24 protein-coding genes are annotated in these 24048 nt (G+C 70.9%); 17 read left to right on the top strand and 7 right to left on the bottom strand.

Annotated features, from left to right (window positions below):
* Window positions 1-35: 35 nt before the first annotated feature.
* A complete protein-coding gene (locus tag ACSQ11_RS17565; protein ID WP_436007910.1) occupies window positions 36-983 on the bottom strand; it encodes a family 43 glycosylhydrolase in 948 nt (315 codons plus the stop codon).
* Between the two features lie 387 nt (window positions 984-1370).
* On the opposite strand from ACSQ11_RS17565, the gene ACSQ11_RS17560 reads away from it, so the two are divergent.
* From ACSQ11_RS17560 to ilvC, 3 genes are read left to right on the top strand one after another with little or no spacing between them, the layout of a single operon-like run.
* A complete protein-coding gene (locus tag ACSQ11_RS17560; protein WP_436007908.1) occupies window positions 1371-3263 on the top strand; it encodes an acetolactate synthase large subunit in 1893 nt (630 codons plus the stop codon).
* Window positions 3263-3775 (top strand): acetolactate synthase small subunit, encoded by a 513-nt coding sequence (gene ilvN, locus ACSQ11_RS17555; protein WP_436007906.1) that lies wholly within the window; start codon window positions 3263-3265, stop codon window positions 3773-3775. Before ACSQ11_RS17560 ends, ilvN begins: the two co-directional genes overlap by 1 nt.
* A gap of 32 nt (window positions 3776-3807) precedes the next feature.
* The gene (gene ilvC / locus ACSQ11_RS17550; RefSeq protein WP_436007904.1) at window positions 3808-4887 is read left to right on the top strand and encodes a ketol-acid reductoisomerase; all 1080 of its coding nucleotides are present in this window, start codon (window positions 3808-3810) and stop codon (window positions 4885-4887) included.
* 113 nt (window positions 4888-5000) lie between these two features.
* Here the strand turns inward: ilvC and ACSQ11_RS17545 are convergent, their stop codons facing one another.
* From ACSQ11_RS17545 to ACSQ11_RS17535, 3 genes are all read right to left on the bottom strand, one after another.
* Window positions 5001-5327 (bottom strand): hypothetical protein, encoded by a 327-nt coding sequence (locus ACSQ11_RS17545; protein ID WP_436007902.1) that lies wholly within the window; start codon window positions 5325-5327, stop codon window positions 5001-5003.
* Between the two features lie 227 nt (window positions 5328-5554).
* Window positions 5555-5692, bottom strand: coding sequence for a hypothetical protein (locus tag ACSQ11_RS17540; protein ID WP_436007900.1), 138 nt, complete (start codon window positions 5690-5692; stop codon window positions 5555-5557).
* Window positions 5689-6471 carry an SDR family oxidoreductase gene (locus ACSQ11_RS17535; RefSeq protein ID WP_436007898.1) on the bottom strand — a complete coding sequence of 261 codons (783 nt, stop codon included), beginning with the start codon at window positions 6469-6471 and terminating at the stop codon, window positions 5689-5691. The genes ACSQ11_RS17540 and ACSQ11_RS17535 overlap by 4 nt, the downstream gene beginning before the upstream one ends.
* On the opposite strand from ACSQ11_RS17535, the gene ACSQ11_RS17530 reads away from it, so the two are divergent.
* From ACSQ11_RS17530 to ACSQ11_RS17470, 13 genes are all read left to right on the top strand, one after another.
* Window positions 6470-6928: a hypothetical protein gene (locus ACSQ11_RS17530; protein WP_436007896.1), complete on the top strand. Its 459-nt coding sequence runs from the start codon at window positions 6470-6472 to the stop codon at window positions 6926-6928. The two genes, ACSQ11_RS17535 and ACSQ11_RS17530, sit on opposite strands and share 2 nt — an antisense overlap.
* A 155-nt stretch (window positions 6929-7083) precedes the next feature.
* Window positions 7084-8670 carry a phosphoglycerate dehydrogenase gene (serA, locus tag ACSQ11_RS17525; RefSeq protein ID WP_436007894.1) on the top strand — a complete coding sequence of 529 codons (1587 nt, stop codon included), beginning with the start codon at window positions 7084-7086 and terminating at the stop codon, window positions 8668-8670.
* A gap of 158 nt (window positions 8671-8828) precedes the next feature.
* On the top strand, window positions 8829-9104 hold the full coding sequence (locus tag ACSQ11_RS17520; protein WP_147061694.1) for an HU family DNA-binding protein: 276 nt from the start codon (window positions 8829-8831) through the stop codon (window positions 9102-9104).
* A 538-nt stretch (window positions 9105-9642) separates the two neighbouring features.
* On the top strand, window positions 9643-10722 hold the full coding sequence (locus ACSQ11_RS17515; protein WP_436007892.1) for a 3-isopropylmalate dehydrogenase: 1080 nt from the start codon (window positions 9643-9645) through the stop codon (window positions 10720-10722).
* Window positions 10723-10782: 60 nt separating this feature from the next.
* Window positions 10783-11880 carry a branched-chain amino acid aminotransferase gene (locus ACSQ11_RS17510; protein WP_436007890.1) on the top strand — a complete coding sequence of 366 codons (1098 nt, stop codon included), beginning with the start codon at window positions 10783-10785 and terminating at the stop codon, window positions 11878-11880.
* Between the two features lie 157 nt (window positions 11881-12037).
* Entirely contained in the window at window positions 12038-13567 is a 1530-nt protein-coding gene (locus ACSQ11_RS17505) for an amino acid permease (RefSeq protein ID WP_436007888.1), read from the top strand.
* A gap of 36 nt (window positions 13568-13603) precedes the next feature.
* Window positions 13604-14335 carry a FadR/GntR family transcriptional regulator gene (locus ACSQ11_RS17500; protein WP_436007886.1) on the top strand — a complete coding sequence of 244 codons (732 nt, stop codon included), beginning with the start codon at window positions 13604-13606 and terminating at the stop codon, window positions 14333-14335.
* A 70-nt stretch (window positions 14336-14405) separates the two neighbouring features.
* A complete protein-coding gene (locus tag ACSQ11_RS17495; RefSeq protein ID WP_436007884.1) occupies window positions 14406-15791 on the top strand; it encodes a glutamine synthetase family protein in 1386 nt (461 codons plus the stop codon).
* A 127-nt stretch (window positions 15792-15918) separates the two neighbouring features.
* On the top strand, window positions 15919-17298 hold the full coding sequence (locus tag ACSQ11_RS17490; RefSeq protein WP_436007882.1) for an aldehyde dehydrogenase family protein: 1380 nt from the start codon (window positions 15919-15921) through the stop codon (window positions 17296-17298).
* A gap of 30 nt (window positions 17299-17328) precedes the next feature.
* On the top strand, window positions 17329-18096 hold the full coding sequence (locus ACSQ11_RS17485; RefSeq protein WP_436007880.1) for a 3-oxoacyl-ACP reductase: 768 nt from the start codon (window positions 17329-17331) through the stop codon (window positions 18094-18096).
* Between the two features lie 3 nt (window positions 18097-18099).
* The gene (locus ACSQ11_RS17480) at window positions 18100-18837 is read left to right on the top strand and encodes a gamma-glutamyl-gamma-aminobutyrate hydrolase family protein (RefSeq protein WP_436007878.1); all 738 of its coding nucleotides are present in this window, start codon (window positions 18100-18102) and stop codon (window positions 18835-18837) included.
* A 10-nt stretch (window positions 18838-18847) separates the two neighbouring features.
* Window positions 18848-19957: an MBL fold metallo-hydrolase gene (locus ACSQ11_RS17475; RefSeq protein ID WP_436007876.1), complete on the top strand. Its 1110-nt coding sequence runs from the start codon at window positions 18848-18850 to the stop codon at window positions 19955-19957.
* A gap of 137 nt (window positions 19958-20094) precedes the next feature.
* Window positions 20095-21387 carry a DUF2786 domain-containing protein gene (locus tag ACSQ11_RS17470; protein WP_436007874.1) on the top strand — a complete coding sequence of 431 codons (1293 nt, stop codon included), beginning with the start codon at window positions 20095-20097 and terminating at the stop codon, window positions 21385-21387.
* A 79-nt stretch (window positions 21388-21466) separates the two neighbouring features.
* Here ACSQ11_RS17470 and ACSQ11_RS17465 read toward each other — a convergent pair whose 3' ends face one another.
* Genes ACSQ11_RS17465 through ACSQ11_RS17455 form a run of 3 tightly spaced genes read right to left on the bottom strand, consistent with a single transcriptional unit; the run spans window position 21467 to window position 22810 of the window.
* Complete coding sequence (locus ACSQ11_RS17465; protein ID WP_436007872.1) at window positions 21467-22054, bottom strand: hypothetical protein; 588 nt, start codon at window positions 22052-22054, stop codon at window positions 21467-21469.
* Window positions 22044-22295, bottom strand: a complete 252-nt coding sequence (locus ACSQ11_RS17460) for a hypothetical protein (protein WP_436007870.1) — start codon at window positions 22293-22295, stop codon at window positions 22044-22046. Before ACSQ11_RS17460 ends, ACSQ11_RS17465 begins: the two co-directional genes overlap by 11 nt.
* A gap of 53 nt (window positions 22296-22348) precedes the next feature.
* Window positions 22349-22810 carry a YdeI/OmpD-associated family protein gene (locus ACSQ11_RS17455; protein WP_436007868.1) on the bottom strand — a complete coding sequence of 154 codons (462 nt, stop codon included), beginning with the start codon at window positions 22808-22810 and terminating at the stop codon, window positions 22349-22351.
* Between the two features lie 205 nt (window positions 22811-23015).
* Between ACSQ11_RS17455 and ACSQ11_RS17450 the strand changes: the two genes are divergently transcribed.
* Window positions 23016-23951: a hypothetical protein gene (locus ACSQ11_RS17450; protein WP_436007866.1), complete on the top strand. Its 936-nt coding sequence runs from the start codon at window positions 23016-23018 to the stop codon at window positions 23949-23951.
* Window positions 23952-24048: the final 97 nt, after the last annotated feature.

The raw sequence follows: 24048 nt of genomic DNA, 5'->3' as shown, positions 1-24048 counted from the left end.
ATGCCGTGTGCGCGTCTGCGCTGTGGCGCCTCGCGTCAGCGGACGACCGGCAGGCCGCTCACCCAGTCGAGCTTCGCCGTCTTGAGGATCCGCTTGCCGGGCGTCTGCGGCGTCGGCTTGCTGTCCTTCCACACGTGGTAGGCGATGTAGGTGTCGCCGTCCGCGGCCGTCTCGACCTCGGCGCCGCCGGGGCCGTAGCCGTAGCCCTGGCTGGTCTTCATGAGGTTCTTGCGGAACGTGAAGGTGCCGTGGATCGTGTCCGCCGAGTAGACGGCCGTGTAGTAGGCGTTGGTGTCGTAGCGGTTGCGTGAGACGAAGAGCCAGACCTTGCCGCCGTGCCGCACGAGGCTCGGCGCCTCGTAGACATGGTCCGAGGTGCGGTGCAGGAGGTTGTCGTTGCGCGAGCCGGCCGTGAACGCCGCCGTCCCCCCGCTGAACGACAGCCGGCGAGCGATGATGTCGTAGTCGCCGCGCGGGAAGCCCAGCCGGTGCACCCCGCTGCGCCACACCAGGTACGTGTTGCCCTCGGACGTGACGAAGGTCGAGGCGTCGATGGCCTCGCGACCGCTGCCGCCACCGCAGGTGAGCAGTCGCGGAGCGGAGTAGCCGCCGGCGACCCGGGTCGACGACGCGTAGTAGACGCAGGGCTTGGCGCCGTTCCTGCTCGCGCTGAAGAACGCGAAGTAGGACGAGCCGCGCTTGACGAGGTGCGGCGCCCAGTACTTGCTGAAGCCGGCCCGGTTCGCGTCGACCCGCCCGATCTTGCGGTAGGTCCCCGTGGGCGAGGTGCGGCTGAGGACCGGCATGATCCCGGAGTCCGCGCTGCCGGTGCCCGTGAGGTACCAGGTGGAGCCGATCCGGGAATACCCCGGGTCGGCGATGCCGAGCGAGCTGGCCACCGTGGCCGCGTTCGCCGGGGCGACCATCGTCGCCGTGAGCCCGAACGCCGCCAGTGCGCCCAGGAGTGCGGTGCGAAGCTTCATGCTGTCCCCCTTGTGTGTTGGTGGCGTCAGCGTCCTCCCGCGCAGGGCGTGGCGTCGATGGGGAGCGGTCCCCGGTCCCGCGCCGTCCCGCTGCGTCCCGGAAGGCTGGCGGCCTCGGAATGACCGGATGGTGGGATGTGTCGTCTCACACGTTGACACTGCGGACGGTGGGGGAGAGAGTCTTCCCGTGGCCCGAATCCTCGTACTTCCTCCGGCGCCCGGCCCCTCCTGACAGGTCCGGCCAGGCGCCTCCCTCCATCGTCCCCACCTCGTGGGACGGGAGGGTTTTTTTGTGCCACACGCAGCACCAGGCAGCACCCAGCAGCACCGGCACGAACCCCGAACGCACCGAGCACAACGCAACTCCGACACAGAGATGGTGACGACGTGAGCGAGACCCAGGCAGCGCCCACCCCGGCGCGGCTCGCGCAACAGGCCCGAGCCAAGGCTCCCCTGCAGGTGACAGGAGCCCAGAGCCTCGTACTCGCCCTCGAGTCCATGGAGGTCGACACCGTCTTCGGCATCCCCGGCGGCGCGATCCTCCCGGCCTACGACCCGCTGCTCGACTCGGTCAAGGTCCGCCACATCCTCGTGCGCCACGAGCAGGGCGCCGGCCACGCCGCCGAGGGCTACGCCTCCGCGACCGGCAAGGTCGGCGTCTGCATGGCGACGTCCGGCCCCGGCGCGACCAACCTCGTCACCGCCCTCGCCGACGCGCACATGGACTCGGTGCCGATCGTCGCCATCACCGGCCAGGTGGCCAGCGCCTCGATCGGGACGGATGCGTTCCAGGAGGCCGACATCCGCGGCATCACCATGCCGATCACGAAGCACAACTACCTCGTCACCGATGCCGCGGAGATCCCGCGCGTCATCGCCGAGGCCTTCCACATCGCCTCGACCGGGCGACCCGGACCCGTGCTCGTCGACATCAGCAAGGACGCGCTCCAGGCGAGGACGACCTTCTCGTGGCCCCCGCGCGTCGACCTGCCCGGCTACCACCCGGTGACGCGACCGCACGCCAAGCAGATCCGCGAGGCCACCAAGCTCATCGCGGCCGCGGAGCGTCCGGTGCTCTACGTCGGTGGTGGCGTCATCCGCGCCGATGCCTCCGAGGAGCTGCGCCAGTTCGTCGAGCTCACGCAGATCCCGGTCGTCACGACCCTCATGGCCCGCGGCGCCCTCCCCGACAGCCACGAGCTGCACCTGGGCATGCCGGGCATGCACGGCTCGGTCGCCGCGGTGACGGCGCTGCAGAAGTCGGACCTGCTCATCACCCTCGGCGCCCGCTTCGACGACCGCGTCACCGGCCAGCTGTCGACGTTCGCCCCCGAGGCCAAGGTCATCCACGCCGACATCGACCCGGCCGAGATCTCCAAGAACCGCAAGGCCGACGTGCCGATCGTCGGCTCCTGCAAGGACGTCCTCGTCGACCTCATCGAGTCCGTCGACGCCGACATCGATGCCGGCCACGGTGGCGACTACGCGCAGTGGCGCGAGCGCACGCAGGGCTGGAAGCGCGACTTCCCGGTGGGATACACCGTGCCCGAGGGCGGCACGCTCGCCCCGCAGTACGTCATCGAGCGGCTCAGCGCCCTCGCCGGACCGGACGCGGTCTACGTCGCCGGCGTCGGCCAGCACCAGATGTGGGCGGCGCAGTTCGTCCAGTACGAGCGCCCGCGCGCGTGGCTCAACTCCGGTGGCCTCGGGACGATGGGGTATGCCGTCCCTGCCGCCATGGGTGCCCAGGTCGGCGAGCCCGACCGGACCGTGTGGGCGATCGACGGCGACGGCTGCTTCCAGATGACGAACCAGGAGCTCGCGACCTGCGTCATCAACAACATCCCGATCAAGGTCGCGGTCATCAACAACAGCAGCCTGGGCATGGTGCGCCAGTGGCAGTCGCTGTTCTACAACGAGCGCTACTCCAACACCGACCTCCACACGTCGCACGAGGGGACGCGCATCCCCGACTTCGTCAAGCTCGCCGACGCCTACGGCTGCGCCGGACTCCGGTGCGAGCGGCCCGAGGACGTCGACGAGACGATCCGCCAGGCGATGGCGATCAACGACCGGCCCGTGCTCGTCGACTTCGTCGTCCACCGCGACGCGATGGTGTGGCCGATGGTCCCCGCCGGCGTGAGCAACGACGCGATCCAGGTCGCCAAGGACACCGCACCCCAGTGGGACCGCGAGGAGTCCGAGGCGCTGCCGCAGGACGAGGACGCCGACCACAGCGAGCCGGCCCGCTCCGCCGCGACCGAAGGTGAGGAGAACTGATGTCCCAGCACACCCTGTCGGTGCTCGTCGAGAACAAGCCCGGCGTGCTCGCCCGCATCGCCGGCCTGTTCTCCCGGCGCGGGTTCAACATCCACAGCCTCGCCGTGGGCCAGACCGAGCACGTCGAGATCTCGCGCATCACGGTCGTCGTCGACGTCGAGGACCTCCCGCTCGAGCAGGTGACCAAGCAGCTCAACAAGCTCGTCGAGGTGCTCAAGGTCGTCGAGCTCGACGCCGCGTCCGCCGTCCAGCGCCAGGTCATGCTCATCAAGGTCCGCGCCGACTCGGCGACCCGCAGCCAGGTCCTCGAGCTCGTCCAGCTCTTCCGCGCCAAGGTCGTCGACGTCGCCACCGAGTCGGTGACCATCGAGGCGACCGGACCCGGCGAGAAGCTCAGCGCGCTGCTCGGTGTGCTCGAGCCCTACGGCGTGCGTGAGCTCGTCCAGTCCGGCATCGTCGCCATCGGACGCGGCCCCCGATCCATCACCGACCGCGCGCTGCGCGGAGCCTGACCACACCAGCCGAGCAGCCGGCATACGCCGCGGTGCTCCCCGGACCACATCGCACGACAACTCAAGGAGAAGCCGAAACCATGGCCGAGATGTTCTACGACGACGACGCCGACCTGTCGATCATCCAGGGGCGCAAGGTCGCCGTCATCGGATACGGCAGCCAGGGGCACGCCCACGCGCTGAGCCTGCGTGACAGCGGGGTCGACGTCCGCGTCGGTCTCGCCGAGGGCTCCAAGAGCAAGGCCAAGGCCGAGGCTGAGGGCCTGCCGGTCAAGACCGTCGCCGAGGCCACGGCCGAGGCCGACCTCGTGGTCATCCTCACGCCGGACCAGGTCCAGCGCACCGTCTACGCCGACGAGATCAAGCCCCACCTCAAGGAGGGCGCCGCGCTCCTCTTCGGCCACGGCTTCAACATCCGCTTCGGCTACATCACGCCCGAGGCCGGCTCCGACGTCATCATGGTCGCCCCCAAGGGCCCGGGACACCTCGTGCGTCGTGAGTACGTCGACGGGCGCGGTGTGCCCGTGCTCGTCGCCGTCGAGCAGGACGCCTCGGGCACGGCCTGGGACCTCGCGAAGTCCTACGCCAAGGCCATCGGCGGCCTGCGCGCCGGCGGGATCAGGACGACGTTCACCGAGGAGTGCGAGACCGACCTCTTCGGCGAGCAGGCCGTCCTCTGCGGTGGCGCCTCGCAGCTCGTCATGTACGGCTTCGAGACGCTCGTCGAGGCGGGCTACCAGCCCGAGGTCGCCTACTTCGAGTGCCTCCACGAGCTCAAGCTCATCGTCGACCTCATGATCGAGGGCGGCATCGCCAAGCAGCGCTGGTCGGTATCCGACACGGCGGAGTACGGCGACTACGTCTCGGGCCCGCGCGTCATCGACCCGTCGGTCAAGGACAACATGCAGGCCGTCCTCGCCGACATCAAGAACGGTGCGTTCGCAAAGCGCTTCATCGACGACCAGGACGCGGGTGGCCCCGAGTTCAAGGCCCTGCGCGAGAAGGGTGCCCAGCACCCGATCGAGGCCACCGGGCGCGAGCTGCGCAAGCTCATGTCGTGGGTGAAGAGCGACACCGATAGCGACTACGTCGAGGGTTCCGCCGCGCGCTGAGCCGTGCTGCCGCGTCGTGACGCAGGAAGCTCCCCACGGACATCCGTGGGGAGCTTCCTCGTGTGGGGTGGTGGGCACGGCGAACGGCGTGTGCCGTCTCTCACCCGGGTGCCTCACGCCGGGTGGGCGTCGCCGTGACGGCGCCCGGCGCCCGCAGCGATCGCGCCGGCGACGACGAGACCGCCGATGGCGCCGAGGGCGACCTGGAGGTACTCGATGGCGTTGTCGTCGACCGGCGGCAGCAGCGGCGTGGTGACCGAACCGCTGCCGTCACGAGGTGCTGAGTGCTCGTTCTCCCACACCCGGACCTCGGCCGAGGTGATGACTCCGTCGTCGCCGGGTCCTGCCTCTGCGTGGGCGGGGGCCACGGTCACGAGGCCGGTGAGGGCCATGGTGGCGAGAAGGGCTGCGGCCCGACGGGTGCTGGTGCTGGTGCGCATGTCATGTCCTTTCCTGGGGTGACCGGCGTGCCGGTCGGGGGACCGCCCCCGGTTGGTGCGGTGCAGGACCATGTGACGCGCGGGTGGTACCGGTCCGGTGTCGGGTGTCCGATCGGGTGCCCGTGCCGGTGTCGGCTCGGTATCGGGCCTGGCAGGCCCGAGGCTGGTGTCGCGCATCGAGGTAGCACGACACGCCGTGTGCCCCCAGGGATGCACGGCGTGTCGTGCTACCTCGACCCGTCGACGCCGTCGCCGTCCTCGACGCGCACGACGACGGTGTGCCCGGCAGGGCCGCCCTCGCGGATCTCGCTGGCGGAGAACGGAGTCGGCGCGGTCCCGGGGGCAAGGACGTGGTCGTCGCTCATGTCGGCGAGTGGAAGCGACGGGGGAGCGGGACGGGCTGGCTGGCGAGCCACTCCTCGAAGGTCCGTCCGCCGATCTCGGCGTCGGGATCGGGCAGGATCGCGCCCTGCGAGAAGCCCTTGAGCACCGGCAGGAACGGCGGGACGCGGACGATGCGCGGCACGCTGCGCCCGTCGTGCGTCGCGAGGAGGTCGGCGACCTCGCGAGCGGTGTATGCCGTCGGGCCGGCGAGGTCGGTCGCGCGCCGGCAGCCGCTCGGCGCCGGGCCGGTGGCGTGGTCACAGAGCCGCTGTGCCACCCAGTCGATGTCGACCGGCTGCACTCGCATGTCGCCGATGGCGAAGGAGAGCGGACCCACCCTGCCCGCGCTCGCGAAGAACGCGGCGAGCGAGTGGAACTGTGTGGCCCGCACGACGGTGGCCGCGACACCGGCGTCCTCGAGGGCGCGCTCGGAGTCGACCTTGGCGCGGTAGTAGGGGTAGGGCACCAGGTCGCAGCCGACGATCGAGATGGAGACGACGTGGGCGGGGGAGCGGAGCCGCTGGAGGGTTTCGGCGACCCGGCGGGCGCCGGCGACGTCGACGGACTGGGGCCGGGTCTGCGACGAGGCCGCGTGGACCACGGCGTCTGCTCCCTCGAGGACTGCGTCGAGACCGTCCCCGGTCGCGAGGTCCACGCCGGTGCGGCGACTGGCGGGGACGGGGTCGTGACCCCGGGCCTGCAGCTCCCGCACGACCCGACCGCCAAGGTCTCCACGGCCACCGGTGACGACGATGCGCATGGTCGTCAGTCTCGCAGCGCTCGTGTGGCGCGTCGAGCACGGCGCGCGCCCCACCGAGCACCGCATCGGGGCGTCGAGCCCTCGCGGCCCGCGCCTATCCTCAGGTGTGACCGCGACCATGGAGAGCTGGCCCACCGGGCTGCTCTACCTCGGGCTGTTCGCGCTCGGTGTCGTGCGAGGGCTCGGCTACTACGCCGCCGGGCTGGTCGCCACGACGCGGGCGGCCCCCGACGGCCGGGTCGCCGCGGCCCAGGCCAGGGTGCAGCGGTTCGGGGCGCGCTCGGTCCTGCTCACCTACCCGGTCTACGGCCTCGCCGCCGCCACCCAGGTCGCCAACGGCGCCGCGCGGATCCGACTGCCTCGCTTCGTCGCCGTGCTCACGCTGGCCTCGGCCTGCTGGGCAGCGTTGCAGACCGTCGTCGGGGTCGCCGTGTGGCAGACCATCTTCGCCGGCTGACCCACCGCCTCCTCAGCGCACCGGCTCGCCCGTCGCGGCGACCTGTGGCGTGTCACATACCGGGCGCCACCATCCACATGCTGAACGCGGCCCTAGACTCGGGCTCGCGCACAGCGTCGTGCGGACCCCCTTCCCCGAACCCCCAAGGACTGCACGTGAGCAAGCCGATCGTCCTGATCGCCGAGGAACTCAGCCCGGCAACCATCGACGCCCTCGGGCCGGACTTCGAGATCCGCCAGATCGACGGATCCGACCGTTCCCAGCTCCTCCCGTCCCTCGCCGACGTCGACGCCGTCCTCATCCGCTCCGCCACCAAGATGGACTCCGAGGCGATCGCGGCGGCCAAGAACCTCAAGGTCATCGCCCGCGCCGGTGTCGGCCTCGACAACGTCGACGTCCCGGCCGCGACCCAGGCCGGGGTCATGGTCGTCAACGCCCCGACGTCCAACATCACCAGCGCCGCCGAGCTCGCCGTGGGCCTGCTCCTGTCGACCGCCCGCAACATCGCGCCTGCCAACCAGGCGCTCAAGGGTGGCGCGTGGAAGCGCAGCAAGTACGGCGGTGTCGAGCTGCTCGACAAGAAGGTCGGCGTCGTCGGCTTCGGACGGATCGGCCAGCTCGTCGCCGAGCGACTCAAGGGCTTCGGCATGGAGATCCTCGCCTACGACCCCTACGTCTCGGCGCAGCGCGCCGGCCAGCTCGGGGCCCGCCTCGTCACCCTCGACGAGCTGCTCGCCGAGTCCGACTTCATCACCGTGCACCTGCCCAAGTCGCCCGAGACCCTCGGCCTGCTCGGCAAGGACGCCTTCACCAAGGTCAAGCCGACGGTCCGCATCATCAACGCCGCCCGTGGCGGGATCGTCGACGAGGAGGCCCTCGCCGAGGCCCTGCGCGACGGTCGGGTCGCCGGTGCCGGCATCGACGTCTTCGCCACCGAGCCGACCACCGAGAGCCCGCTCTTCGAGCACGAGTCGGTCGTCGTGACGCCGCACCTCGGCGCGTCGACCGAGGAGGCCCAGGAGAAGGCCGGCGTCGCCGTCGCCAAGTCCGTGCGCCTCGCCCTCGGCGGCGACCTCGTCCCGGACGCCGTCAACGTGTCCGGTGGCGCCGTCGCCGAGGAGGTCCGCCCGGGCATCGACCTCGTCGAGAAGCTCGGCCGCATCTTCACCGGTGTCGCCGGCTCGGTCCCGGTCCAGCTCGATGTCGACGTCCGCGGTGAGATCACCGAGCACGACGTCTCGGTCTGGGAGCTCTCGGCCCTCAAGGGCGTCTTCACCGACGTCACCGAGGACCCGGTGACCTATGTCAACGCACCGCTGCTCGCCAAGGAGCGCGGCTGTGAGGTGCGTCTGCTCACCGACCCGGTCTCGGACGAGTTCCGCAACGTCACGACGCTGCGCGGCACCCTCGCCGACGGCACGACGGTCTCGGTCGCCGGCACGCTCACCGGACCCAAGCTCGTGCAGAAGCTCATCGGCATCAACGGCTTCGACCTCGAGGTCCCGATCAGCGACCACATGGCGTTCTTCTCCTACAAGGACCGCCCGGGCGTCGTCGGAGTCATCGGGCGCCTCCTGGGCGAGGCCGACGTCAACATCGGCGGCATGCAGGTCGACCGTGACGACGCCGCCGGCACCGCCCTCGTCGTCCTCACCGTGGACAACAAGATCCCGGCGGACGTCGTCAACGCGATCGCGTCCGAGGTCGACGCAGAGGTCCAGACGGTCGACCTCGTCGACTGAGTTTGGCTGTCGCACAGCGTCGTCGACGCACAGCACGTATGCCGTGCCCTCACCTCCCGAGGTGGGGGCACGGCATACGTGGCAGCGGGTCGGTTGCGCGGATCCCGGACCACTGTGCTTAGGGTTGGCCGTCAACACCACCAGACTCAGGAGGGTTTGTGAACCGTCAGGACCTCAAGACCAAGGTTGCCGAGAGCACCGAGCTCAGCGGCGCCGACGCCGACCGCGCCATCGGCGCCGTCCTCGATGCCATCACCGAGGCGCTCGTCGCCGGCGACAAGGTGTCGCTGCCGGGCTTCGGCATCTTCGAGACGCGCGAGCGTGCGGCTCGCACCGGCCGCAACCCGCAGACCGGGGAGGCGCTCGAGATCGCTGCGAGCACCGCTGCCGCGTTCAAGCCGGCCGCCGAGCTCAAGCGCAAGCTCGCCAAGTGAGCTGAGGTCTCGCACCTCGACGAATGCCGCGCTCCCACCTCGGTGGGGCGCGGCATCCGTGCGTCCGGGGTCGCATCCCTGAGACGGCGTCCCAGATCGTGGTCACACCCTTCCGGATAGTTGGACGTCCTCATAACCTCGAGACCATGCAGCGGCAGGTACTCCTCATCGCCAGCCGCGGCGAGGTCCGGTAGTCAGCACCCTCGCCGCGGAGACCCCGCGACGCCGCTGACCGGTTCGCCCACACCACGGGCTCGAGCCGACCGACCACCCCCCGATCGAGATGTCGAAGGACTGAGCAATCCCATGAGCGAAGAAGCCAAGCAGGCCCAGCAGGCGCTGCAGGAGTCCCTGGACCTGCGCGACCAGGACCACACCGACGCCTGAGCGTCCCCCATGACTTATTGCCCGATCGGGCCCGTCTCAGCTTGGCTCAGCCGCGCTGGAAGGGGCCCGATCGGGCAATAAGTCGTTCTGGGGGTGACCGCATCGTGAGCACGCGGTCCCGGATCGCGAGATGACTTCCTAAGGTGGCCGCATGACCGAGAGCACCGCACCGCAGACCGGCCGGACCGACATCGACCTGGCGGTCCTGCCCGGCGACGGCATCGGACCCGAGGTCGTCGCCGAGGGACTCAAGGTCCTCGAGGCGGTCACCGCCGGCAGCGGCACCAAGGTGAGCTCGACGGCATACGACCTCGGCGCGCAGCGCTGGAACGCCACCGGCGAGACGCTGCCCGACAGCGTGCTCGAGGAGCTGCGCGGCCACGACGTCATCCTCCTCGGGGCCATCGGTGACCCCAGCGTCCCGAGTGGCGTCCTCGAGCGCGGCATCCTCCTGCCGCTGCGCTTCGCGCTCGACCACTACGTCAACCTGCGCCCGGCCAAGCTGCTCCCCGGCGTCGAGAGCCCTCTTGCCGTCGAGCGGGTGGCCCCCGACGGCATCGACTTCGTCGTCGTGCGCGAGGGCACCGAGGGCCCCTACGTCGGCAACGGCGGCTCGGTCCGTGCCGGCACGGCCCACGAGATCGCGACCGAGGTGAGCGTCAACACCCGATTCGGCGTCGAGCGGGTCGTGCGCGACGCGTTCGCGCGCGCCCAGGCCCGTCCGCGCCAGCACCTCACGCTCGTCCACAAGCACAACGTCCTCACCCACGCCGGCCACCTGTGGCGGCGAACGGTCGAGGAGGTCGGCGCCGAGTTCCCCGACGTCGAGACCGCCTACCAGCACGTCGACGCCGCGACGATCTTCCTCGCGACCGACCCCGGGCGCTTCGACGTCATCGTCACCGACAACCTCTTCGGCGACATCATCACCGACATCGCCGCGGCCATCGCCGGTGGCATCGGCCTCGCCGCGAGCGGCAACATCAACCCCACCGGCGAGGCACCGAGCATGTTCGAGCCGGTCCACGGCTCGGCGCCGGACATCGCGGGACAGGGCAAGGCCGACCCCACGGCGACGATCCTGTCCGTCGCGATGCTGCTCGAGCACCTCGGGCGCACCGATGAGGCGGCCCGGGTCGAGGCCGCCGTCGCCGCGGACCTCCTCGAGCGGGGCAGCGCCGTGCGCTCGACGAGCGCCATCGGTGACGCCGTCGCCGACCGCCTGTCATAGGCTCGGGCACGGCCGCACCGACGCGCCGCCGAAGCCGCACCGCGTGGAAGGACCCCGGAGATGACCGACCTCTCGTTCACGACCCAGCGCCGTGAGGACCCGGCGACCGACGAGCGTCGCGCCGAGATCCACGCCAACCCCGGCTTCGGCGTCCACTTCACCGACCACATGGTCTCGGCCACGTGGACCAAGGACGGCGGCTGGCACGACGGACGCGTCGTGCCCTACGGCCCCATCCAGCTCATGCCGAGCGCCGCGGTGCTGCACTACGCGCAGGAGATCTTCGAGGGCATGAAGGCCTACCGCCACGAGGACGGGTCCGTGTGGACCTTCCGTCCCGAGGCCAACGCCGCCCGGATGGCCCGCAGTGCGCGCCGCCTCGCCCTGCCCGAGCTCTCCGAGGCCGACTTCATCGGCTCGCTCAAGGCGCTCCTCGCCGTCGACGAGGCCTGGGTGCCGCCGGCCGACGGCAGCGAGGCCAGCCTCTACCTGCGCCCGTTCATGTACGCCTCCGAGTCCTTCCTCGGGGTGCGCCCGGCCAACGAGGTGACCTACTCGGTCATCGCCTCGCCGGCCGGTCCGTACTTCGCGGGTGGCCTCAAGCCGGTCAAGCTGTGGATCTCGCAGGACTACGCCCGCGCCGGCGCCGGTGGCACGGGTGCCGCGAAGTGCGGTGGCAACTACGCCTCCTCGCTCGCCGGCCAGCTCGAGGGCATCGAGAACGGCTGCGACCAGGCCGTCTTCCTCGACTCCGGCACCCACGAGCTCATCGAGGAGCTCGGCGGCATGAACCTCTTCTTCCTCACCAAGGATGGCGAGCTCATCACCCCCGAGCTGTCCGGCTCGATCCTCGAGGGCATCACCCGCAGCTCGATCCTCGAGCTCGCCAAGGACCTCGACCTCACGCCCGTCGAGCGCAAGGTGCCGATCCAGGAGTGGAAGGACGGCGTCGCCTCCGGGGACATCGTCGAGATCTTCGCCTGCGGCACCGCGGCGGTCATCACGCCCGTCGGTGAGCTCCGCTGGGAGGGTGGCTCCGCGCCGGCCGTCGGCGGGGACGAGGGTGGCGAGGTCACCCGGGCCATCCGCTCGCGCCTGCTCGACATCCAGTACGGCCGCGCCGAGGACTCGCGGGGTTGGCTGACCCGCCTCGCCTGAGCGGGCGCCCACCCGCGCCGCGGGGGCGGACGGCATACATGCGTGTCAAAGGTTCATGGGCAGACCATTGACGGCGTATGCCGTGCGGGTGTTTCCTGTGCGTCACTGACGTTCCGGAGTCAAAGGGTTCTGGAACAGACCTTTGATGGAGCACGCGATGGCATCTCAGGCGGACAGCACCACGCAGCGGGACGAGCACCACGACGACGACGCAGCCCTGCTGGCCGAGCTGGGCTACAAGCAGGAGCTCCATCGCCGATTCGGTGCGTTCAGCAACTTCGCCGTGTCCTTCTCGATCATCTCGGTCCTCGCCGGGTGCATCACGAGCTACCTCATCGCCATGAACGCCGGTGGCCCCGTCGCCATCTCGATCGGCTGGCCGGTGGTCGGCTTCTTCGTCGTCTGCGTCGCCCTCGCCATGGCCGAGATCTGCTCGGTGTACCCGACGGCCGGCGGGCTCTACTTCTGGGCGGGCCGGCTCGCGACGAGGGGCAAGCGCCAGTGGGCCTGGACGGTCGGCTGGTTCAACTTCCTCGGTGAGGTGGCGGTGACGACAGCGGTCGACTTCGGCGCGGCGATCACCTGGATGGCCTTCCTCGACCTCACGATGGGCATCGAGGTCACCGCCGTGCGGACCTTCATCTGCTTCGTCGTCATCCTCGTGCTCCACGGCCTGCTCAACGCCTTCGGCGTCAACCTCGTCCAGATGCTCTCCACCGTCTCCGCGTGGTGGCACCTCGCGGGTGTCGCGGTCATCGTGCTCGTCCTCGCGTTCGTCCCGGACCAGCACCAGAGCGCGTCGTTCGTCTTCACCGAGTTCAAGAACGAGACCGGGTGGGGGAGCACCCCCTACGTCTTCCTCATGGGCCTGCTCATGGCGCAGTACACCTTCACCGGCTACGACGCCTCGGCCCACGTCGCGGAGGAGACACGCAACGCCTCGGTGGCCGCACCCAAGGGCATCGTCAACTCGGTCGTCGTGTCGCTCGGGGCTGGCTGGGTCCTCCTGCTGGCCGTGACCTTTGCCGTCCAGGACTGGGACGCCGCGCGGACGACCGACATCGGCCTCCCACCCGCGCAGATCTTCATCGACGCCGCGGGCTCGGGGCTCGGCAAGGGCCTTCTCCTCATCTGCGCCATCGCCCAGTTCTTCTGCGGCATGGCGTGCGTGACCAGCTCGTCCCGCATGTCGTTCGCGTTCTCGCGCGACAACGCCCTGCCGGGCTCGCGTCTGTGGTCGAAGGTCAACCCGCGCACCGGGACGCCGACCAACTCGATCTGGCTCGTCACCGTCGCCTCGATCATCCTCGCCTCGCCGTCGCTGTTCTCGACCACGGCCTACCTGGCAGTGACGTCGATCGCGGTCATCGGCCTCTACATCGCCTACGTCACGCCCGTGCTGCTGCGTCGGCTCAACCCGGACTTCCGCCCGGGCCGGTGGAACCTCGGCCGCTGGTCGGCCCCGATCGGTTGGATCGCCATCGTCTGGGTGGGCTTCATCGTCATCCTCTTCATGCTCCCTCCGGCCTCGCCGGTCACGGTCGACACCTTCAACTACGCACCCATCGCCGTGGGCGTCGTCGCGCTCTTCGCCCTCGCCTCGTGGTTCGCCGGTGGGCGCAAGCACTTCATGCGGGACGTCCCCGAGGGGCACGACACCATCCCGCCCGCGGAGATCTTCCAGTGAGCCCCACCCGATGACGTATGCCGTGGGGCCGGTCGCATGACCGCTCACCTCCCGGACGTGGGATGGCTTCCCGCAGCCGTCCTGCGTCCGGCGACGGCGAACGTCTTCGAGACGACGGTCGAGCAGCTCGCCACGGCGATCCGGCTCGGGGTGTTCGTCGACGGGGAGCAGCTGCCGCCCGAGCGTGAGCTCTCCGAGCGACTCGGCGTCGCCCGCAACACGCTGCGGGACGCCATCGCCGCGTTGCGCGACAGTGGGCTCGTCACCACCCGGCGTGGAAGAGGCGGCGGCACGGTGGTCACCTACACGACGCCGGAGCCGGGGTCGTCGGCGGCGCCGCCGGTCCGTCGAGGTGCCGCGCTGGCGGACGCGCTCGACTTCCGGCGGATCGTCGAGCCGGGGGCCGCGTGGCTCGCGGCGCGTCAGGAGCTCGCCGGCGACCAGCGGGCCTGGCTCGTCGCCTCGGCCGCGGACGTGTGGGAGGCCTCCGACACCGGTGCGCACCGCATCGCGGACAGCAGGTTCCACCTCGCCGTCGCGACCCTGTCGGCCTCGCCCATGGTCATCGAGTCCGTGACGCGCGCACAGGCCGCGCTGGGAGAGATGCTCGCCGCGATCCCCGTGCTCCCGCGCAACATCACCCACTCGTGCGAGCAGCACGACGCCGTGGTGGCGGCCATCCTGCAGGGGGACGCCGATGCCGCCCGGGCTGCGATGGAGGAGCACTGCGACGCGACCTCGGCCCTGCTCAGAGGACTGCTCGGATGACGACACGGACGATGACGACACGGACGATGACGACACGGACGATGACGACGACGACGAAGGAGAGCGACTGATGACCGGATCCATCCACGCCGGGGGCCCGAGGCAGCTCACCCTGGACGACCTGCGCGAGGGCTCCGCGAGCGGCGAGATCGACACCGTCGTCGTGGCCTTCACCGACATGCAGGGACGGCTCACGGGCAAGCGGCTGCACGCGGCATACTTCCTCGACCACGTGCTCGACGGCGGAGCAGAAGGCTGCAACTACCTGCTCGCGGTCGACGTCGACATGAACACCGTCGACGGCTATGCGATGTCGTCGTGGGAGAAGGGCTACGGCGACTTCGAGTTCGTCCTCGACATGGACACCCTGCGCCGCACGCCCGGGGCGCCGCACTCCGTGACGATCCAGTGCGACCTCGCCTGGCTCGACGGGTCGGGGCCGGTGCGCCAGTCCCCGCGGGGGATCCTGCGGGCGCAGGTCGACCGGGCCGCCAAGCTCGGGTGGACCGCGATCGCCGGGACCGAGCTCGAGTTCATCGTCTTCGAGGACACCTACGCGTCGGCCTGGGACCGCCGCTACGTCGGGCTCACCGGGGCGAACCGCTACAACGTCGACTACTCGATCACGGGCGGCACGGTCGTCGAACCGCTCCTGCGTGAGATCCGCAACGAGCTGTATGCCGCGGGCGTCACCGTCGAGGGCGCCAAGGGCGAGTGCAACTTCGGCCAGCACGAGATCGGCTTCCTCTACGACGAGGTCGTGCGCACCTGCGACAACCACGTCATCTACAAGACCGCAGCCAAGGAGCTCGCCGCCAAGCACGGGATGTCGCTGACCTTCATGGCGAAGTACGACGAGCGCGAGGGCAACTCGTGCCACATCCACCTGTCGCTGCGCGGTCTCGACGGCGAGGTCGTCTTCGCCGACGACGAGCGCGACGGCGGTCAGAGCGAGCTGCACGACCAGTTCCTCGCCGGGGTGCTCGCCACGATGCGCGAGTTCACCTACTTCTACGCGCCGAACATCAACTCCTACAAGCGGTTCGCCGCAGGGTCGTTCGCGCCGACCGCGGTCGCGTGGGGGCGGGACAACCGGACGTGCGCGCTGCGCGTCGTCGGGCACGGCGGCGGGCTGCGCATGGAGAACCGCGTACCCGGTGGCGACGTCAACCCCTACCTCGCCGTCGCGGCGATGCTCGCCGGGGGGCTGTACGGCATCGAGCACAAGCTCGAGCTCGAGCCGGCGTTCGAGGGCAACGCCTACCTCTCCGACGTCGACACCGTGCCGACGACCCTGCGCGAGGCGCGCGAGCTGCTCGCGGGGTCGGCCATCGCCCGCGAGGTCTTCGGCGAGGACGTCGTCGACCACTACGTCAACGCCGCCGACGTCGAGCTCAAGGCCTTCGACGCGGCGGTCACCGACTGGGAGCGCATCCGCGGCTTCGAGCGCCTCTGACCCAGCGACCTATTGCGACTTTCGGCGCGGACCGCGGATGGGTCACCGGTGCTGGTAGCCCGCCGAAAGTCGCAATAAGTCGCACCACGCCGAAAGTCGCAATGAGTCGACAAGGAGAACGAACCACATGAGCACCACCACGCACGACGTCATCAACCCGGCGACCGAGGAGACGGTGCGCAGCATCGAGCTCGTCGGCGTCGAGGAGACCGACGAGGCCGTCGCCCGGGCCGTCGAGGTGGGGCCGACCTGGCGTGCTCTCGCCCCCGCCGACCGTGGCCGGCTGCTGCGCCGCTTCAGCGAGGTCGTCGACGACCACCTCGAGGAGCTCGCGCAGCTCGAGGTGACCAACGCCGGCCACACCATCGGCAACGCGCGGTGGGAGGCGGGCAACGTCCGCGACGTCCTCGCCTACTACTCGGCCGCACCCGAGCGGCTGTTCGGCCGCCAGATCCCGGTCGCCGGTGGCCTCGACATCACGCTCAAGGAGCCGCTCGGTGTCGTCTCCGTCATCGTCCCGTGGAACTTCCCCATGCCCATCGCGGGTTGGGGCTTCGCACCGGCGCTGGCCGCCGGCAACACCGTCGTCCTCAAGCCTGCCGAGCTCACCCCGCTCACCGCGATGCGACTCGGCGAGCTGGCGCTCGAGGCGGGCATCCCCGAGGGCGTGTTCACCGTCCTGCCGGGCAAGGGCTCGGTCGTGGGGGAGCGGTTCGTCACCCACCCCGACGTCCGCAAGGTCTGCTTCACCGGCTCGACCGCCGTGGGCCAGGGGATCATGCGCAAGGCCGCGGACCAGCTCAAGCGGGTCACGCTCGAGCTCGGTGGCAAGTCCGCCAACATCGTCTTCGACGACGCAGACCTTGACGCCGCCGCCGCGTCCGCGCCGATGTCCTTCCTCGACAACGCCGGTCAGGACTGCTGCGCCCGGACGCGCATCCTCGTGCAGCGCAACGTCTTCGACGCCTTCATGGAGCGCTTCGAGTCGGCCATGCGCGACGTCCGCGTCGGCGACCCCGGTGACGAGAGCACCCAGATGGGGCCACTGGTCAGCGCCGGCCAGCGCGACACCGTGCGGGGCTTCGTCGAGGACTCCGACGACACCGTCGACGTCGCCTTCCGCGGCTCGGCGCCCGAGGGGGCCGGCTACTGGTACCCACCGACCGTCGTCCTCCCGGGCGCCACCACGGACCGCGTCTGGCAGGACGAGATCTTCGGCCCGGTCGTCGGGGTCATGCCCTTCGACGACGAGGCGGACGCGATCACCAAGGCGAACGACACGGCATACGGGCTGTCGGGGTCGATCTGGACCCGCGACGTCGGGCGGGCGATCCGGGTCTCCCGCGCCGTCGAGGCCGGCAACCTCTCGGTCAACAGCCACAGCAGCGTCCGATACTCGACCCCCTTCGGCGGATACAAGGCGAGCGGCATCGGGCGCGAGCTCGGCCCCGACGCGCTCGATGCGTTCACCGAAGTCAAGAACGTCTTCATCAGCACCGAGAGCTGATCACCACCACCACTGAAAGGCTTGCAACACATGGGAACTCGTCTTGAGGGCAAGGTCGCCGTCGTCACCGGGGGATGCTCCGGCATCGGCCTCGCGACCGTGCGCCGCTTCGCGGAGGAGGGCGCCACGGTCGTCATCGGAGACCTCGATGACGCCAACGGCGAGCGGATTGCCGACGAGGTGGGTGGCGCCTACGTCCACTGCGACGTCACCGACAAGGACCAGGTCGACGCCCTCTTCGCCACGGCCAAGGAGCGCTTCGGCAGCGTCGACATTGCGTTCAACAACGCCGGCATCAGCCCGCCCGAGGACGACTCGATCCTCGACACCGACCTCGACGCGTGGCGCAAGGTGCAGGAGGTCAACCTCACCTCGGTCTACCTGTGCTGCAAGGCGGCGATCCCCTACATGCTCGAGCAGGGCAAGGGGTCGATCATCAACACCGCGTCGTTCGTCGCGGTCATGGGTGCGGCGACGTCGCAGATCTCCTACAGCGCCTCCAAAGGTGGGGTGCTGTCGATGTCGCGCGAGCTCGGCGTCCAGTTCGCGCGCCAGGGCGTGCGGGTCAACGCGCTGTGCCCCGGGCCGGTCAACACCCCGCTGCTGCGCGAGCTCTTCGCCAAGGACGAGGAGCGCGCCGCCCGACGCCTCGTGCACGTGCCGATGGGGCGGTTCGGCGAACCCGAGGAGATGGCCAACGCGGTGCTCTTCCTCGCCTCCGACGAGTCAAGCTTCATCACCGCCAACACCTTCCTCGTCGACGGCGGCATCTCCGGCGCCTACGTCACGCCGCTCTGAGCCGTGGCGGTCTCGAGCGGGCGGCCGGTCATCGGCGTCACGTCCTACGTCGAGCCGGTCGTCCGCGGCGACTGGACCGACCAGGCCAGCACCGTCCTGCCGCACAACTACGTCGAGCACCTCGAGCGGGCCGGGGCGATCGCCGTCGTCCTGCCCCCGCGCCTCGACGCCGACGAGGAGCTCGTCGAGGAGGTGCTCTCGCGGCTCGACGGCGTCGTCATCGCGGGTGGCGCGGACGTCGAACCGAGCCGGTATGCCGCCGTCCCCCACGAGAGCGTGCAGGCTCCACGACCCGACCGGGACGGTTTCGAGATGGCGGTCGCGGCGGTGACGGCGCGGACGCGGCTGCCGCTGCTCGGGATCTGCCGCGGGATGCAGGTCATGGCCGTCGCGGCGGGCGGCACCCTCGAGCAACACGTGCCCGACCGCGTCGGCCACACGTCGCACAGCCCGTCACCCGGCGTCTACGCGTCACACCACGTCTCCGCGGTCGACGGGACGCGACTCGCGGCGATCCTCGGCACCGAGGTCCTCGACGTCCCGACCTACCACCACCAGGCCGTCACCACCCACCCCGGCTACGCACCGGCCGCGTGGCACGAGGACGGCACCCTGGAGGCGATGGAGGACGCGGCATACCCGTTCCGGATCGCCGTCCAGTGGCACCCGGAGGCGGGCGACGACGGGCGACTCTTCGACGCGTTGGTGGCGGCATGCCGCGACTTCGGCCCGATGGGGTGACACTGGTCTGGTGAGAATTCCTGGACTGGCAGTGGCAGCAGGCGGCGTCGGGCTCGCGGCGTGGCTCGTCAAGGCGGGACGCCCCATCCCCGAAGCGATGGGCGGACGGGCGACGGGGGAGCGCGCGTCCCGGATGGCGCAGTCGCCCGAATGGTCCAACGGCAGGTTCCACAACCAGCAGCTGCGCTTCGAGCCGTCCTCGCGCTCGCTCGCCGGCAGCGTCAAGGAGCTGCTCGCCGGACGGCAGGAGCGCCACCCCGTCGGTGACGTGCCCCTCGTGCGCGAGCCGCTCGGCTCCCTGCCAGAGGGCACCCACGTGTCCTGGCTCGGGCACTCGACGGTGCTCGTCCAGGTCGACGGGGCCGTGCTGCTCCTCGACCCCGTGTGGAGCGACAGGTGCTCGCCCTCGCAGCAGGTCGGCCCACGCCGCCTCCACCCGGTGCCGGTCGCCCTGCGCGACCTTCCTCCGGTCGACGCGGTCGTCATCTCGCACGACCACTACGACCACCTCGACATGGACTCGGTCAAGGAGCTGGCCGACCTGCGGCCGGAGACGCGCTTCGTCGTCCCGCTTGGGGTCGGGGCCCACCTCGAGAAGTGGGGCATCGACCCCGACCGCATCGACGAGCTCGACTGGCACGAGGACACCAAGGTCGCCGGGGTGCGCCTCGTCGCGACGCCGGCCCAGCACTTCTCGGGCCGCGGCCTCTCCCGCGACGGCACCCTGTGGGCCTCGTGGGTCCTCGAGGGCGAGCACGGCAAGGTCTTCTACTCGGGCGACACCGGCTACTTCATCGGGTTCGCGCAGATCGGTGAGCGCTACGGACCGTTCGACCTCGCGCTCGTGCAGGTCGGTGCCTACGACGACGGGTGGCCGACGATCCACATGACCCCGGAGCACGGTGTCGAGGCGGCCCTCGACGTCGGCGCCGAGGTCATGGTTCCGGTGCACTGGGGGACGTTCAACCTCGCGTTCCACCCGTGGAGCGAGCCGATCGAGCGGGTCCTTGCCGAGGCCGAGCGCCGCGGGGTCACGGTCGTCGTGCCGCGGCCGGGGGAGCGCATCGACGTCTCCGCCCTGCCGTCCGAGCCCACGCACTGGTGGCGCTCGGTCACCTGAGAGGCCCATGGCCGGCGGTCCTCGTCGTCCACAGGACCCGACCCGGTATGCCGTCGTCCACAGGTCCGCTCGTGCGTCCGGACCGTCGTCGTGCCGCGATGCGATGGTGGACGTTCACGAGGAGTAGTGGAGGTGACATGGACGACAGCACGGAGTCGGAGCTCGTCGCGGTCGCGGTGCGTGCGCTCGGCGCCGGTCGCGGTCGCGTCTTCGACGACGCCACCGTTGCGCTGGCCCAGCGCTGCGACGGCCAGCAGGGCGCGCGGGTCGTGGTCGGCACCGTGGTGGACTCACTGCGCGCCGCCACGACCGGCGCCTGGGAGCGCGGGTGGCAGCCCGCAGACGTCCACCGGATGGCGGTGCGGGCCCTCGGCGTCGACGAGCAGGCCGTCGTCCTCGACGTCGTGGTCGACGAGCTCGACCGCTACGCGCCGGCGACCGTCGACCCGTCGTGGGGCTCGCAGCTCTCGTCGCTCGAGGCGGTGGTGTGGTGGCCCCGCTCGCTGACGTGGCTCGATGCCCGACGGGGCCGAGGCGCCGACTGGCTCACCCTGCTCAGCCAGGCCCTCACGGTGCTGCACCTCGTGCAGACCCTGCCGGGCATCGAGCGGCTCTCGCCGCTGCCGGGCACGGCCACGGTGCCGACGGAGCACGCTGCTGCACCTGGTGGTGCGGTGGCTGGCCCCGGGGCGCCGGCCCACGTGGACTCCCGGGTCCTCGAGCGGGTGCGCATGCTCCTGGCCAAGGCCGAGTCGACGACGTTCGCCGCCGAGGCCGAGACGTTCACGGCCGGCGCGCAGGCGCTCATGGCCCGTCACCGCATCGACCAGGCCCTGCTGTCGGACCGCGACCCGGCGTCCGGCGACACCCCACACGGTCGCCGGATCGGCATCGACACGCCCTACGACGGACCCAAGGCGTCGCTGCTCACCGCGGTGGCGGCGGCCAACTCGTGCCGCATGGTCTGGACCCGGGCGCTGGGCTTCGGCACCGTCGTGGGGTTCGAGGCCGACCTCGAGACGGTCGAGCTGCTGTTCACGTCGTTGCTCGTCCAGGCCAACGCGCTCATGCTCGCCGAGGGCTCCCGCGCCGACCATCGCGGTCGCAGCCGCACCCGAGCCTTCCGCTCGTCCTTCCTCACCGCCTACGCCCACCGCATCGGTGAGCGGCTGCGCGAGGTCGCGGACGCCGAGACGCGGGCGGCGGCGCCGGCAGCGAGCACCCGGGGGCAGGAGCTCGTGCCTCTCCTCGCGGCCCGGACCGAGCAGGTCGAGGCCACGGTGGGTGAGTGGTTCCCGAGCGTGCGGACCAAGGCCGCGGGTTCGGTGCGCGACGCCGAGGGCTGGCACGTCGGGCGGGCCGCGGCCGACCGCGCCAGCCTCGACGGCAGAGGCGTCCGACCCGAGCTGGGAAGGCGCCGCGGGCGTTGAGCCGGGGCCGTGCCGTGGCGGGCGCCGAGATCGGGCCTGCGGGAGGGGTCGAGTGCACGTGGTGGTCGGCGGCCCCCTGTCACGCCTCCGCGGGCAGCCCGGTGTCGCGCACGAGGTAGACCCATGGGAACGCGCGGGACCCCAGCACCCAGCCGTCCTTCTCGTAGCGGTTGAGCGATCCCGACCAGAGCACCCGCTTGTGCTCCCACTGGTGCGCGGTGCGCACCATGCGGTGCCGGAGCATGCCTACCCCGATCGTGTGCCAGCCGAGACGTCCGGCGATCTCCAGCTCGGCCATCTCGTCGAAGGCCGTGACCGGACCCAGCCAGCGCTCCTCCGGCTCGAGGTCGTCATCGCCGGCGCGCCCGCCGAACCGCTGCTGCACGGCCTGACGGCTCATGCCGAGCACGGCGCCGATGGCCGCCCAGCTGTGGCCGTCGGCCCTCGCCGTGCCGACGGCCTGGGTGAGCAGGTCGCGGGCGGCGGTCTCGGCGGACGCCGTGTGCTCGACGAGGACCAGCGGGTCGCGGCTCGGGGAGGTCGACAGGATGGCCGACCCGACCGCTTCGACGAGATCGCGCCGGGCCTCGGCGGCGGCCTTGTCGAGGGTCTCGCCGGCTGGGGTCGCGGGCGGGCTGTCCGACGACGGCACCCGGTCAGCGCCCATCGCGACTCGGCAACCACGCGTCGTCACCGAGCTCGTCCCCGGTGCCCTTGCGGAAGGTGGCCGACCCGAGGAGGTAGGCACCCAGGACCATGAGGGCGATGCAGGCCCCTTGGAAGAGGCCCTTGTCGAACCCGTCGCGGCCCCGGGAGAGCATGAGGGCGACGAGGCCCGCGAGCACGCAGAGCATGCCGGTGCTCAGTGAGGTGCTGCGGCGTGGGCGGATGTCGGGGCGTCGCGTCATGGTGTCAACGATAGGTTGACGCGAGAGCGGACGTCAACCCTTGGTTGACATCGTCACCGTGTCTGGCCGGTACGCACCATCTCGACGGTCTTGGCGATGCGGTCCGACCGGGTCTGCTCCCGCTTGGCCTCGCTCACCCAGCGCACGTACTCCTTGCGGTGGCTGTAGGCCATCGCCTCGAAGGCCTCGGCCACGGCGGGATCGGCAGCGAGGGCGGCAGTGAGGTCCTCGGGCACGTCGACCGTCCGCGGTGCCGTCTCGGCCGCGATGCTGAAGGTCACGGTGTCCCCGATCTCCACGCCGGCCTCGGCGCGGGCCGCCTTGCTGAGGCCGACGAGCGACTCGCCGCCCATCCGCGCCAGGCGCAGGTGCAGCACGTGCCCGCCGATGGTCACCGTCACCGGGAAGACCTTGGCGCCGTCGCCGAGGGCGGCGACCTGCTCGTCGGTGAACGCGAAACCGCCGGCGGGTCCTCGGGGCTCCAGCACGGCGGTGAGGTGCAAGGTGTCTCCCATGGCAGCCGAGCGTAGCGACGCACGGGTGCGGACGGCATACGTCGCGTCGGTTCGTCGAGAGCGTCTCGATGCGCGGCTTCCTCCGCGTCACGAGACGTTGGCCGCGTCGTGAGCGTTGTCCACACCTCGCCGTGTCGGCTTCGGCTGTCCACAGGTTGCGAGTGACGGGTCGCGTGGGCGACGAGCCGGCGCCGAGGCTGACCACATGGACGAAGAGCTGCGAGACAGAGCGCTGGCACACGGTGGCGTCATCGCGTCACATGTCATGGATGCGCTGGGGGTCGGTGGTCGGACGGTCGACCGATGCGTGCGCGAGGGTTCCCTCGAGCGGGTGCGACCCGGGTGCTTCGTCCTCACCGAAGCCCTGTCGGGTGTGAGCGCCAGCGAGGCCTACCGGCTCCGGGTCGCCGCCGTCCTGCTCGGGCGAGCGGCTCCGGGCCGTGAGCCCAGGGGCCCGGCCCGAGCCAGCCACCACGCCGGGCTCGCCGTCCACGGCCTGCCGCTCTTCGGCTGCGACCTGGGCGTCATCGACCTCGCATGCGACGTCGTCCACGGCTCTCGGCAAGGGCTGGTTCGCGTCCACCCGACGCCCGAAGGCGACGTGCTCGCGCGGGTGCGCGGTGTGCTGACCTCGTCGGTGGCCTCGTGCGTCGTGCAGACGGCGGCGGCCTCCGGTGTGACGGCCGGAGTGGTGGCGCTCGACGCGGCGCTGCATGAGCGTCTGGTCACGCTGGACGCCATGCGCCGACGGTTCGACGCCATGCGGCCGCGCTACGGAGCGCGGGCCGTGGCTCGCACGATCGAGCTGGCCGACCCGCTGTGCGAGTCGCCGGGCGAGACGCGAACTCGACTCATCCTGCGTTCACTCGGCATGGTCTACGTGGCCCAGGCGGAGATCCGTGCCGGTGGCTTCCTCGCGCGGGTGGACTTCCTCGTCGGCAGGGTCGTCGTGGAGTTCGACGGCGCGATGAAGTACGCCGGTGCGCAGGGTCGGGATGCCCTGGTGCGTGAGAAGCGGCGGGAGGACGAGCTGCGTCGGCTGGGCTACGAGATCGTGCGACTCACCTGGGCCGACCTCGCCGACCCGGCGCGGGTGGGGCGACTCATCCGCGAGGCGCAGGCGCGCGTCTCGTTTCGCTGATCTTCGCTCGCTTCGCGCGTACCCCAGCGTTTCGAGGGATGCGGCGCGTCGGGAGGGCGGGTGCGGGCGGCGACCGCGATGTGGACAGGGCTTCCCG

Origin of the sequence: Knoellia sp. LjRoot47 (assembly GCF_964253435.1) — a bacterium.
Classification (GTDB): Bacteria; Actinomycetota; Actinomycetes; order Actinomycetales; family Dermatophilaceae; genus Knoellia.
The sequence above is the reverse complement of the archived record's forward strand: the minus strand, read 5'-3'. Positions and strand labels throughout refer to the sequence as shown.